This window comes from Listeria valentina (genome assembly GCF_011800755.1).
GTDB lineage: Bacteria > Bacillota > Bacilli > Lactobacillales > Listeriaceae > Listeria > Listeria valentina.
The window spans coordinates 25,077-37,970 of record NZ_JAATJW010000007.1 but is presented as its reverse complement, the minus strand read 5'-3'; the positions used below and the strand labels follow the sequence as shown (position 1 = coordinate 37,970).

Here is a 12,894-nt window from a genome sequence, read left to right as displayed (position 1 = left end):
TAAACTATACTTTCTTATTATATAGAAAAACTAAGTTTAATCAAGAGCCAAAATCAACAAACTGTTATACAAGAATCGAAAAACTGTTTTACAATGTGTTTCAATTAAATAAAAAAATCTAGCAACTTTCTAAAAAGCTGCTAGATACTTCGTTCATTCTTTTGTTTCTCTACCTAAAACTGAAATTATAGTTTAGTTACGTTTTCAGCTTGAGGGCCACGCTGACCTTCAACAACGTCAAATTCAACTTCTTGACCTTCTTCTAGGCTTTTGAAACCTTCTTCTTGGATCGCACTGAAATGTACGAAAACGTCGTCTCCGCCTTCAACTTCGATAAATCCAAATCCTTTTTCACTGTTGAACCATTTTACCTTACCTGTCATGTTTCCACAGACCTCCAAAAAAATAATTTACTTAATATGGGTTTTCAAATAAAAAACAAACTGGCCAAGCTAATCAACAAGCCCTTGCGTGTTTTTCATAAAAAAATTCACATATTATAAAAAGTATTCATATGATAAAAGCTTGAATACTCTTTATAACATGTGAATATTTCCGTTCTCTACAAATACAACTTGTAAAACCATATTTTCTTATCAACAGTTCTATCTTAACGCTTATCCTAGGAAATTGCAAGAGAAAAATAGTGGCGTTTACATTTTGAAAATTCGCGAACTTACTTTAAATACACATTAAAAAGCATCTTTCAAAAGAACCATTACGCTCCTTTGAAAGATGCAACTAAGTCGATTTATTCCACTTTACTTAGATCTTTAAGCCGCCACTTGGTTAACAATTGATGGAGCGGTTTTCGAACAAGGAAGTAAACACCTGTTGAAATAAAAATCGAAGCCATCCCAAACAAAAATCCGCCAAGTACATCGGTTGGATAATGCACCCCTAAATAAATTCGTGAATATAAGATATAGAAAATCACAAAGAGTCCTAGTGCGCCAATGACGATTTTCGCCCAGATTTGTCGAACTGTAAAAATCAAAAATAATGCGGCTAAACCATAAAAAATAGATGTTGCCGTAGCATGTCCACTCGGATAACTAAAGCCTGTCTCAGAGATCAGCCAGTTAGATGCATCCGGGCGACTACGTTCAACAAAATGTTTTAGTAAGTAGTTGAGCACGACGCCACAAAACAGAACTGTGCCCCCAAACCATAATCCAACAGTAAACTTCCGTAAAATGAATAAGACGATGACAACAATAATCGTCATAACGATCACATATTCAGCAGATCCAAAATGCGTTAAAAATTTTACTAGTTTCGTCGTTCCCGCTTCAATATGTCCGTCGCGAATCCGGGCGATCCAGCTTAAATCAAACTTTGCCACCCAATTACTACTTTTTGCCACACTTACCGCCTCAAAAATAAACGCAATCAAAGCAATCACTCCGATAACGAGTAACGGCAAAGCTTTTTTTCCATTTGAATTCATTCTCTTCTCCTTACTTTACTTGCTGCAAAAATGCTTTAACTTGTTCAACAAGTTGCAAGTAACCTTCTTGTTCATTCGTTTTTTCCGTAGAAAGTAGCGAAACGCTTGCTCCATCTTCAGAAATTTCAATGGTTCCTTTATCTGTGAAAGTGGCATTACCAATCAAATGTAATGAAAAAGACCCATTTGTTTTCTCCGCTGTTACTTTCACCATACCGCCGTCGTTATACACTTCAAGCGCTTCTTCCAGTTTATCATGGTCTAGCAACTTTTTAATCAGACTCGAGGCCGACATCGCCGTGCCACAAGCATTCGTGAAGCCAACACCTCGTTCAAAGGTTCGAACAAAAATTTGATTTTCCGAAAGACGATGAGCAAAGCTAACATTGACACCATCTGGAAAATATGGATTTTCACCATTTAAGTAACTTGCAAGCTTCTCTTGTTTATCCGATGCAAGCGTCTCTTTCGAAACAAAACTAATCAAATGTGGATTCGGCACAGCCACAGCAGAAAAATGCAATTCTGGATCTAGTTCTGGTATCACTTCATCAAAAAGTTGGTCTCCTTGATAATGAAAAGGCAAACTGCTTGGTGTAAACAGCACCGGAGAAATTTCCACTTCAAAAGTAGGAATTCCAAATCCTAGTGAATTGCTTTTCTTCACTTGAAGATCCGCTTTCATGGTTTCTACTTTCGCTTCCTCTAACCCGTTTTCTTCTAACAAATAACGCGCTACCGTCCTGAGACCATTTCCGCACATCGAAGCTTCTGAACCGTCTGAATTGAAAACACGCATCTTTCCAATTGTTCCAGAATCCCCTTCTCCGACAAGCAAAATCCCATCAGCACCGCCAAGCATATGCGAACGATCACACAACTTTTGGGCAAGAAGCGCTTTTTTGGCATCCGTCCATGCGCCAAGCTCGTTCTTTCTTTCATCCAAGATAAAAAAGTCATTTTGTGACCCGTGAACTTTAATAAAATCCAGCTTCAACGTGTTCACCCTTCCAAATTTTTAGCTATATTGTATCATATTCTAATGAACGTGACTAGAAAAGGGCTGCCAGTGGAGGCAGCCCTTTCTAAGCTTCACTCATTCATAGTTTTTAGTTACAATATCCGCACAACGCGCACATAGTGTTGGATGATGCTCATCAGTACCCACATCTTTTTTCACAACACGGCAACGTTCACAAACCTCTCCTTCAGCAACAGAAATTTGGACCGCTACATGCGGAATTTCGAGCGCCGTCTCTGGAGCTTTTGCCAGTCCTTCGACTAGTTCAAAATCAGATACGATAAAGAGCTGTGCAAAGTCGCCTTCAAGTGAATCAAATAGCGCTTTCCCTGTTTCATCCACATAAAGCGTTACTTTTGCTAGCATGGATTTCCCGATCATTTTTTCATTTCGAGCTTCTTCCAGCGCCTTTTGAACGCCGTCACGCACTTTCATGAACTCATCCCATTTTTCTTCAAGCCCAGCTTTCACTTGAAGATCATGCGATTCTGGCATATCTTCAAGATGAATACTTGTTGTTTCTTCCCCATTTAGATTCGCCCAAACTTCTTCTGTTGTATGAGGAAGAATTGGTGCAAGCAATTTGGTCAAGGCAACAACCGATTCATAGAAGACCGTTTGCATTGAACGGCGGCTCAAGCTGTCTGCCGCTTCAATATAAACTACATCTTTCGCAAAATCCATATAGAATTGGCTTAGTAGCACTGTACAGAAATTATTGATTTGATGATAAATCGTCGAGAACTCAAATTTTTCATAACTATTCAATACAGCTTTAACCAAGTGGTCTAATTTAACGAGTACATATTGATCCACTTCTCGCAGCTCTTCAAAAGCCACTTGATCTTTTTCTGGATGGAAGTCATTCACATTTCCTAGTAAGAAACGCATTGTGTTCCGGATTTTTCGATATACTTCTGAAACTTGTTTTAAGATATCATCGCTGATACGAACATCCGCTTGATAATCCACAGAAGCTACCCACAAGCGAACAATGTCTGCTCCTAGCTGATTAATTACTTTTCCTGGTAAAATCGTGTTACCAAGTGATTTACTCATCTTGCGACCTTCCCCGTCAAGCGCAAATCCGTGACTAAGCACATTACGATAAGGCGCTTCTCCGGTCATTGCAACAGCCGTTGTAAGCGATGAGTTAAACCAACCGCGATACTGGTCAGAACCTTCCATGTAAAGATCTGCAGGTCTTGAAAGCTCTGGTCTAGCTTCTAATACAGCTTGATGACTCGAACCAGAGTCAAACCAAACATCCATGATATCTTGTTCTTTCGTAAACTCACCATTTGGACTTGATGGATGTGTAAACCCTTCTGGTAAGAGGTCTTTCGCTTCTTTTTCAAACCAGATATTTGAGCCATGTTCACGGAACAAATCAGAAATATGTTGAATCGTTTCATCCGTGATGATTGCATCGCCATTTTCCGCATAAAAAATCGGTAATGGAACTCCCCAAGCACGTTGACGAGAAATGACCCAATCTCCGCGATCACGAACCATGTTATACAGTCTAGTTTCTCCCCAAGCAGGTGTCCAGTTCACTTTTTGAACTGCATCCATTAATTCACCACGGAATTTATTAATTGAAGCAAACCATTGCGGCGTCGCACGGAAAATAACTGGTTTTTTCGTACGCCAATCATGTGGATAACTGTGGGTAATAAAATCAAGTTTTAGAAGTGCTCCCACTTCTTTTAGTTTTTCAGTCGCCACTTTATTGGCTTCGTCATAGAATAAGCCTTCAAATCCTGGAGCTTCATCTGTAAAGACACCTTTTTCATCAATTGGTGCTAGCACATTTAAACCATATTTTTGTCCGACAATGAAGTCATCTTCCCCGTGACCGGGTGCCGTGTGTACAGCTCCTGTTCCAGCGTCTGCTGTAGCATGTTCACCGTTAATGACAAGTGAATCACGATCATAAAACGGATGTTTCGCTACAACTCGGTCTAAATCACTACCCCGAACCGTTTGAATGACTTTTCCATCATCCCAACCGAGCGTTTCTTTCAGAGAATCAACGAGTGCAGCGGCTACGAGATACTTTTGTCCAGCTGTTTCTACAACTGCATAATCTAAATTAGGATTGACAGTAATCCCCATATTAGCTGGAATCGTCCATGGAGTTGTCGTCCAAATAACAATTTTTGTATCGTTATCAATGACTCCCTTGCCATCTTTCACATCGAAAGCGACATAAATGGAAGCAGATTTTTTATCATGATATTCGATTTCCGCTTCTGCTAATGCTGATTCACTCGAAGGCGACCAATAAACAGGCTTTTTCCCTTTATAGATATAACCTTTTTTTGCCATTTCCCCAAACACTTTAATTTGTTCAGCTTCATATTCAGGTTTTAATGTAATGTAAGGATTTTCCCAATCACCATTTACACCAAGGCGCTTGAAACCTGTTCGTTGCAAGTCGATTTGCTTATAAGCATATTCTTCACAAAGCTTACGGAATTCAGCAACTGACATTTCTTTCCGTTTCACGCCTTTTTTAGTTAGTGCTTGTTCGATTGGAAGCCCATGTGTATCCCAACCAGGTACATAAGGTGATCTGAAGCCTGCCATCGATTTATAGCGAACTATAATGTCCTTAATGGTTTTGTTCATCGCGTGTCCCATGTGAAGCTCACCGTTTGCATATGGAGGACCATCATGCAAAATGTAAGTCGGACGCCCCGCATTTTTTTCTTGAACTTTTTGATAGAGATTTTCTTTTTCCCATTTTTCTTGCCAAATCGGCTCTTTATTTGGCAAATTTCCTCGCATAGGAAATGCAGTTTTCGGCATCAATAACGTATCTTTATAATCCATCGCTCACAAACTCCTTTATATTATTATTCCGCAAAAAATAAAAATCTCCTCCCTTAAAAAAGGGACGAGATTATCGCGTTACCACCCTTGTTGATAAAAAGAAACTTTTTATCCACTCGTTCCATTAACGCCTGGCCGCGCTGAATCTTACTTTATTCAGATCCAGAACTCCTTGAGTGATTTCTGAATTTCAACTTACTTCTGGTCTCGCACCATCACCAGATCGCTTTTAAGTAAGTCTAAGAAAAACATACTTGTCTCAGATCAACATTTTTTCTATTCTTGTTCGTTTTCTGCATCTTCCTGAACTTCTTTAATAGATTTCAGTTCCGTTGCATCCACGTCATATTCCATCATTTGTTGCCAATCATCGCTTTTAATCAAGTCCATTTGAGCTTCAACAAGCAAGCGCAAACGTTCCCGGAAAACTTTCGATTGACGTTTCAAGTCTTCAATTTCAATTGAAATCTTACGTGCTTTTGAAAGAGAATCCGCTAAAATACGATCCGCATTTTTTTCTGCTTCACGAATAATTAATTTTGCTTCTTGATCAGCAGATTGTTTAACTTCCTCTGCCGCTGTCTGCGCAACAATTAATGATTTATTTAGCGTTTCTTCAATATTTGTAAAATGTCCTAAGCGTTCTTCATTGTTGTTTAAGGAATCTTCTAGACGTTTCTTTTCTTTTAGCACTTGTTCATAATCTTTGATAATCTGATCGAGGAAGTCATTTACTTCATCTTCATCATAACCTCTAAAACCACGGGTAAATTCTTTGTTATGTATATCCAGTGGCGATAATGGCATATTCTACACCTCCGTACGAATTATCGAAATCGCAGTTTCAATACACAACCACTAAATTTCGAAAGAGCCTTGCTTTTCACAAAACAAATCCAATATAAGTTTTATTTTAACACAATCTATCATTTTTTCCTAGTGCAATGTCGATTTTAGCGAACAAGTATCCCAATTTCCGCTAAAACTTCAATTGCTTTGTTGATTTGTTCCTCCGTATCCGCTTCAATGGTATGGAGATGAAGCCCATTCGTTAAACCAGAAAGCATCAGCGCATCGGTCGTTTTTAATTTATAGATGAATTTTTCAACATCAAAGCGACTATTCAAATGAAGATTCCCAGTCAGTTCCCCGTAAATCGGATGATCCACAATCACATCAATGACAGAAACCCCATAATCCACTAAAGTATTTAACTCACTTTCAGCTTCTTCTTTCGTGTGATTACAAGCTATGATCCGTTGAATTCTTTTCGATTCCTTAGTCATCATATAACCTTGTGGAGTCGAAATGATCGGCTGCTCCATTGCTCGAAGCAATGAAATATCTTGCACAATCACTTGCCTGCTCACATCTGTCCGCTTGGCTAATTCGCCACCAGAAATCGGTTCAGAAGTATGTTGTAGCCAGTCTAAAATGGCCGCTCGTCTATCTTCTCCAAGCATTTTTTTCAAAATTCTTCACCTGCCTTACGTCCTTCTCTTCCCTTTAAATTAAGGTTATTATATCACAAGCACCGCTTATGCAACATCAATCTGCCATCGCTTTCCATATTTTCTTGCCACAAAAAAGAAACTGTCAACAGATTTCATACCATTTCCAGTTTCTTATTTTAAAAAGCCAATATCCATTCGAATTTTATCTTTTTTAGTTCGTCCATGAATTTGAACCAATTTAATCCGCCCATAACCTCGCGCCGACAAAATATCCGCTTCTTCACACTCAAAATCTGGGTTTTGAACCACTTTCCAGTTCACTTTAACAAGTCCGGCTTGAATCATTTGTTTCGCTTTTTGCCTAGAAAGATGAAGCGCGTTGCTTAAAACACCATCCAGTCGTAAACTCGAAGTAGTAATCATTTGCTCTTCCCATTCTTCTTGCACAATTAAAGCCTCGCTGAGTGAAACTTCTTCAAGCATTACATTGACTTTCCCAATTTTTTCGAGTTGACTTGTTACATAATGCGCCATTTCGGCATCTACAAAAAACTGCCACTCTTCACCTTGATTTAAAATATCCCCGAAAGCCTCGCGACGAATACCGAGCGACATCAGCGTTCCAAGAATTTTTTGATGTGTGAGCGTCGTGAATTTCACAGGATAGCGAATATGAAAAAGACTAATTTGAAAGTCCTTCTCTTCTGGCACGTAATAATCGGGATAAATCAGTGCTCGCTTTCGTTCTGTAAATTCCGATCCACCAAAAAAGGTGATTTCCATCATCTCATATCCACCAACAACCGTTTCAGCAATAAAACGCTGGCGTGGATCTAAAAATTCTGTCAGCCTCGGGGTATACTCGTTCTCCACTTGAATCGCTAAATCTAAAACCTGATCGATAAAAGCATATTCTTCTTTGCGAAAATGTTGATAAATGCCTTCCATCTGCTTCACCTCCCTTTATTTTTTTGTAAAACAAATCATCAAGACTTGGCCGATTTTATCTTCTTTCGGGTCGGACAAGTTTTCCTCCTTTAAAAAAAGTCATGCCCGAAAGACATGACCCGTTAAATCCCGTATAAAAGCGGTACAACGTATTGATAAATCAAATTGGTAAGTACAGTCATCGCAAATTGGAAAGCAATAAAAGCAACCAATGATGAAATATCGAACATTCCAATCGGCGGGATAATCCGTCTGAACGGTTCCAGAATTGGTTCGAAAATTCGACCTAAAAAGCGCCCGATCTTCGAATCACGTGCCCCGGGAAACCAGCTCATCAAGAAGTAGACAAACATGAGTGTTGGCAAGTAGCGAATGATAAACAAAATCACATCAACCACTTGAATTAAAAAAGTTTGCAACCTTGTGTTCCACCTCTCTAGCTTTACATGTAATTTTGTTCTTCAAGCATTTCAGAAATCGAGCCATCCACACTAACGTTTTCTGGCGTACAAAGGAAAATATTATTCCCAATACGTTGGATGTCGCCTCCCAGTGCATAAACCGTTCCACTTAGGAAATCTACGATCCGAATAGCTTGATCGTGACTAATACGCTGTAAGTTAACAACAAGCGTTTTATATTCCTTTAAGTAATCCGCGAGTTCTTGTGCCTCCGCGTACACACGTGGTTCAGAAAGCATTACTTCACTTGAAAATTGCGCACCTTGCATGCTCACGACATTCGGCTCCTCTTCAACAGCACGAAAACGATTTTTAGCTGGTTTTTCATTTTTTTTCTGAATCATTGGCTCAGGTTCCTGATTGTTTTTTCGGTTTGTTTCTTCTTCGTAGTATTCATCTTCATCAAGGAAAAAGAAAGATTTGAATTTATTGGAAAGTCCCATGATCTTGCACCTCCGTTAATTTTAGTCATTTACGAGCGCTCTGCCAACACGAATATATGTGGCACCTTCTTCAATTGCAATGCTGTAGTCATTTGTCATTCCCATAGATAGTTCGCTTGCTGTCACTTGGCTGAGTTGAAGCGATGCAATTTCAGCTCCTGCTTCTTTCAACGCATTAAAAATCTCATGAAGGTCGTCTTCATTTTCAGTAATTGGAGCCATCGTCATCAATCCGACAATTTCAATGTGTTTGAAATCAGCTTGTTTCAAAAATGCCAAGGCTGATTCCTTCGTAAAACCGTGTTTGGATTCCTCTCCAGAAACATTCAGCTGCAAGAAACAGCGGACTGGCTTTACAGCCCATTTTTCAATTTCCTCAGCCAAACTCACGCGATCAAGCGAATGAATAAAATCCACTTTATCAATAATTTGCTTCACCTTGCGTGTTTGGAGCGATCCGATGAAATGCCAGCGGATGTCCGAGAAATCTTGAAGTGCTTCATATTTCTCTAAAAAGACATCCACCCGGTTTTCACCAAAATCACGAATTCCCAAATCATAAAGTTCTTTCATTCCTGCAACATCAATGGTCTTCGTTACCGCAACCAAATGTACGTCTGCTTCAGAACGCCCAGATTTTTTGCAAGCTTCTTTGATATTTGCATTTATTTGAATGAGATTATCTTGTTTCGACATCTGCGTCACCTTTGTTCATTTGAATTCCCGAATTCTAACGCTTCAAACATTTTTAACGTTTACGTCTATTACGATTGCGAATGAACGCCGGAACATCAACATCTCCATGATCTGTGCTTGCTGGTTCTTCTTCACGGTAAGAAGGCGCTTGTTGTTCAGCTGAATCATTTTCAATCGGTCTGCGTGACTCTTCAGGTTTAGCATAATTTGGCCGATTCACATCAATTTTTTGACCTGCCGCACGTCTTGGTTGAACCGTTTGTTGTTTCGATTCATCAAAACCAGTAGCAATCACTGTTACAACAAGTTCATCTTTTAAATCATCGTTAATAACAGAGCCAAAAATCATATTCACTTCTGGATCAGAAGCATTTGATACGATTTCTGCTGCTTCTTGAACTTCATACAAGCTAAGATTTGATCCGCCTGTAATGTTCATCAGCACACCTTTAGCTCCATCAATCGATGTTTCAAGTAGTGGAGAAGAAATTGCTTTTTTAGCAGCATCTGCCGCGCGGTTTTCACCCGTTGCAATTCCAATTCCCATAAGAGCTGATCCACGATTCGTCATGATCGTTTTCACATCAGCAAAGTCCAAGTTGATAAGCCCAGGTACTGCAATCAAATCAGAAATCCCTTGAACCCCTTGACGAAGAACATTATCCGCTTCACGGAACGCTTCAAGCATCGGTGTGTTTTTATCCACAATTTGAAGTAAACGATCGTTTGGAATCACAATCAGTGTATCCACTGCTTCTTTCATTGCTTCTGTTCCAGAAACCGCTTGTTTCGAGCGTTTTGGCCCCTCGAAACCAAATGGTCGCGTAATCACGCCAACTGTTAGAGCGCCCATTTCCTTTGCAATTTGTGCAATAACTGGGGCTGCACCAGTTCCTGTGCCGCCGCCCATTCCGGCAGTAACAAATACCATGTCGGCACCTTTTAATGCTTCTTCAATAACTTCACGGCTTTCTTCTGCCGCTTTTTTCCCGATTTCAGGGACAGCTCCAGCTCCAAGCCCACGAGTAAGCTTTGAACCGATCTGTAGTTTTACTTCTGATTTAGCTAAATTAAGGGCTTGGGCATCTGTATTAACAGAAATAAATTCAACGCCTTGAACGCCGTGTTCGATCATGCGATTAACAGCGTTATTTCCGCCACCGCCGACGCCAATTACTTTAATCGTTGCCAAGCTTTCAGAATTGGTTTCAAACTCTAACATTCTATTTCCTCCTACTACTTTCTTGATTTTTTAATCGCAGCTATTATTCAAAAAACGCGCCAAAGAAATTTTTCATTTTCGTTGTTACTTTTTCATCATCAGATTTTTTAGGTTTAGGTGCTTTCGCTTTCTTTTCAGCTCGCCCTTCGCTTTCTTCATGATAAGCTGAAGTCTCACTTCCAAGGTCTCGCCCTTCAAGCCCCTCTAATTCATAAGCATATTGGATCAAACCAACGGCCGTTGTATAAGCTGGATCTCTAACTCCAATATAATCTGGCATTGCAAGCCTTGCATGACTACCAAGCGTTTTCCCAGCAAGATCAATTGCACCCGGCATTCCCATTGTGCCACCGGTTAAGATGTAACCACCTTGCAAGTTTCTCGCTCCCATGCGGTAAACTTCTTCTTGAACGAGTTCAAAAATTTCTTCCAGTCTCGCTTCAATGATATCCGCGATCTCAAGTTGATTGAAATGTTGTTGCTGATCGGAGCCAATCACATCCACCGAAAATACTTCATCTTGTGAAGCATCATCATAAAAAGCATAACCATGCTCAAGCTTCACTTTTTCAGCATTTGCTGTTGAAGTATTTAACCCGAGTGATAAGTCTTTCGTGATATTTTCTCCACCAACAGGAATTGAACTTGTTGCCACCAGTTTTCCTTGATCAAATAGACTGATCGTCGTTGTTCCCGCTCCAATATTCACAAGTGCGGTTCCAAATTCTTTATCGTCATTTGTCATCGAAATAGCAGCTTCAGCAAGTGGCTGTAGCACAATTTCAGTAATTTCCAGTCCAGCTCGTTCTACGCAGCGGAGGATGTTATGTAAGATTGTTTTTGAACCTGTTACAAGTGAGCCTTCCATTTCTAAACGCACACCACTCATGCCACGCGGATCTGTTATTCCATCGAAACCATCAACAATAAATTGATGCGGAATAAGACTGATCACTTCTCGTTCAGGGCTAAGCGGAGCAACTTGTGCAGAATCAAGGACGTTCCATACATCATGATCTGTAATTTCAGAATTATCACCACTAACCGCAACAATGCCGCGACTGTCTTCAAGCATAATTTGATTAGAGACGATTCCGACAATCACTTGTGAAATTTCAACTCCAACCATTCGCTCAGCTTTTTGAATTGCTTGTTTGATTGAATCTACGGCTTTATCAATATCAATAACAATGCCTTTTTTAATTCCTTCCGATTCAACGTCACCAACACCTATAATATTCAAACGGTCATTTGCAATTTCCGCGATGATTACTTTAATTTTTGAAGAGCCAATATCAAGGCTCACATAAATTTCACTTTCTCCCACTGATCGGCACCTCCTTTGTTTTCATTCGTGTACACTTTCATTTTATTTATGCGATTTCTTATTTTCATGTTGACGCTTTTTAGACTATGTTAGATTTACCTATACTCTAGTCTACACCAACAAACTTTTGAATTAAAGTACAAAGATCAAATTTTGAACATTTTTTAAGAATTACCAAGCAAATCATAGAAAAAGGGGAACAAACGACCCCCTATTGGACAAATTTTCTATAGAATCATTCGGATTCTGCTTTTTCCTTTTCTTGTTTCTTTTTATAATAGCTTTCAAAATAGGCCCCTACTTCAAGATCAATGACACCTTTTTGTCCTGTGTTTAATTGAGCTGAAATCGAAGGATAGTAACTCATTTTATCTGCGAACCCGTGAATCGTTGCCGTCACTTGGTTGCCATCATTCATGTACAATAAAATGTGTTCAGGATCACTTTTTGTCAGTTTCAAATGGATTTCAGATACAGCATTTTGAACACTTACTGGTAACTTTTTCCACTCCTTCACCATATCTTTCAGCACGTCGTCATTTTTAAAATTGAAAAAGAGTACACGATTTCCAATCGGGAATTTTCTTGCTCGTTCTAGTAATAGCTCGCCATTCTCAAGAATCTCATAGTAAAAACCGTCTCTTGGCTGATACCCGATCGTTTTGTATTCAGTAATTTTGATTTTAACCTTCCGCAGCCCACTTTTTTCAACGACTGCTTTTTTGATCATTTTATTTTTTTCAAGTTGTTCTGCTACATTTTTGTTATTGATAGCGATCATATAGTCACCTTTTTGAACGCCACTATCCGATCGCACATCTTGCTCCGTTAATTCACGATTTCCAGAAACATAGATCGTCTCTACTTTGCTAATCGGAGACAAAAAATACAAAGTTGCGAGAATCAGAAGAACAAAGAAACCTATCAGAAGAATTAAATGGCGAACCAATCTTTTCTTACGATATTTCTTTAATTCAGGAATGCGGCTTTCGATCGAAACCACTTTTTTGTTTTTCGCCATTTAAAACCTCACC

At 39.4% G+C, this 12,894-nt stretch carries 13 protein-coding genes and 1 other annotated feature; all 13 genes read right to left on the bottom strand.

All coding sequences use genetic code 11. The features are described from left to right. Positions 1-185: 185 nt before the first annotated feature. Positions 186-383 carry a cold-shock protein CspD gene (cspD, locus tag HCK02_RS03290; RefSeq protein ID WP_167628707.1) on the bottom strand — a complete coding sequence of 66 codons (198 nt, stop codon included), beginning with the start codon at positions 381-383 and terminating at the stop codon, positions 186-188. 368 nt (positions 384-751) lie between these two features. Next, positions 752-1,450: a phosphatase PAP2 family protein gene (locus HCK02_RS03285; protein WP_167628706.1), complete on the bottom strand. Its 699-nt coding sequence runs from the start codon at positions 1,448-1,450 to the stop codon at positions 752-754. A 10-nt stretch (positions 1,451-1,460) separates the two neighbouring features. Beyond that, complete coding sequence (gene dapF / locus HCK02_RS03280) at positions 1,461-2,447, bottom strand: diaminopimelate epimerase (protein WP_167628705.1); 987 nt, start codon at positions 2,445-2,447, stop codon at positions 1,461-1,463. 99 nt (positions 2,448-2,546) lie between these two features. Beyond that, the gene (ileS, locus tag HCK02_RS03275; protein WP_167628704.1) at positions 2,547-5,309 is read right to left on the bottom strand and encodes an isoleucine--tRNA ligase; all 2,763 of its coding nucleotides are present in this window, start codon (positions 5,307-5,309) and stop codon (positions 2,547-2,549) included. Positions 5,310-5,366: 57 nt separating this feature from the next. Continuing rightward, positions 5,367-5,586 (bottom strand) — a binding site (T-box leader). Next, positions 5,586-6,116, bottom strand: coding sequence for a DivIVA domain-containing protein (locus tag HCK02_RS03270; protein WP_115752027.1), 531 nt, complete (start codon positions 6,114-6,116; stop codon positions 5,586-5,588). (Overlaps the previous feature by 1 nt.) 146 nt (positions 6,117-6,262) lie before the next feature. Next, the gene (locus HCK02_RS03265) at positions 6,263-6,781 is read right to left on the bottom strand and encodes a transcription repressor NadR (RefSeq protein WP_167628703.1); all 519 of its coding nucleotides are present in this window, start codon (positions 6,779-6,781) and stop codon (positions 6,263-6,265) included. Positions 6,782-6,934: 153 nt separating this feature from the next. Further along, positions 6,935-7,711 (bottom strand): YlmH family RNA-binding protein, encoded by a 777-nt coding sequence (locus HCK02_RS03260; RefSeq protein WP_167628702.1) that lies wholly within the window; start codon positions 7,709-7,711, stop codon positions 6,935-6,937. A 122-nt stretch (positions 7,712-7,833) separates the two neighbouring features. Continuing rightward, on the bottom strand, positions 7,834-8,130 hold the full coding sequence (locus HCK02_RS03255; protein WP_036071913.1) for a YggT family protein: 297 nt from the start codon (positions 8,128-8,130) through the stop codon (positions 7,834-7,836). 23 nt (positions 8,131-8,153) lie between these two features. Beyond that, positions 8,154-8,615: a cell division protein SepF gene (locus HCK02_RS03250; protein WP_115752023.1), complete on the bottom strand. Its 462-nt coding sequence runs from the start codon at positions 8,613-8,615 to the stop codon at positions 8,154-8,156. 21 nt (positions 8,616-8,636) lie between these two features. Continuing rightward, on the bottom strand, positions 8,637-9,311 hold the full coding sequence (locus HCK02_RS03245) for a YggS family pyridoxal phosphate-dependent enzyme (RefSeq protein WP_167628701.1): 675 nt from the start codon (positions 9,309-9,311) through the stop codon (positions 8,637-8,639). 52 nt (positions 9,312-9,363) lie between these two features. Then, complete coding sequence (ftsZ, locus tag HCK02_RS03240; protein ID WP_167628700.1) at positions 9,364-10,533, bottom strand: cell division protein FtsZ; 1,170 nt, start codon at positions 10,531-10,533, stop codon at positions 9,364-9,366. Positions 10,534-10,576: 43 nt separating this feature from the next. After that, positions 10,577-11,860 carry a cell division protein FtsA gene (gene ftsA / locus HCK02_RS03235; RefSeq protein ID WP_167628699.1) on the bottom strand — a complete coding sequence of 428 codons (1,284 nt, stop codon included), beginning with the start codon at positions 11,858-11,860 and terminating at the stop codon, positions 10,577-10,579. Between the two features lie 235 nt (positions 11,861-12,095). Continuing rightward, positions 12,096-12,881, bottom strand: coding sequence for a cell division protein FtsQ/DivIB (locus tag HCK02_RS03230; RefSeq protein WP_167628698.1), 786 nt, complete (start codon positions 12,879-12,881; stop codon positions 12,096-12,098). Positions 12,882-12,894: the final 13 nt, after the last annotated feature.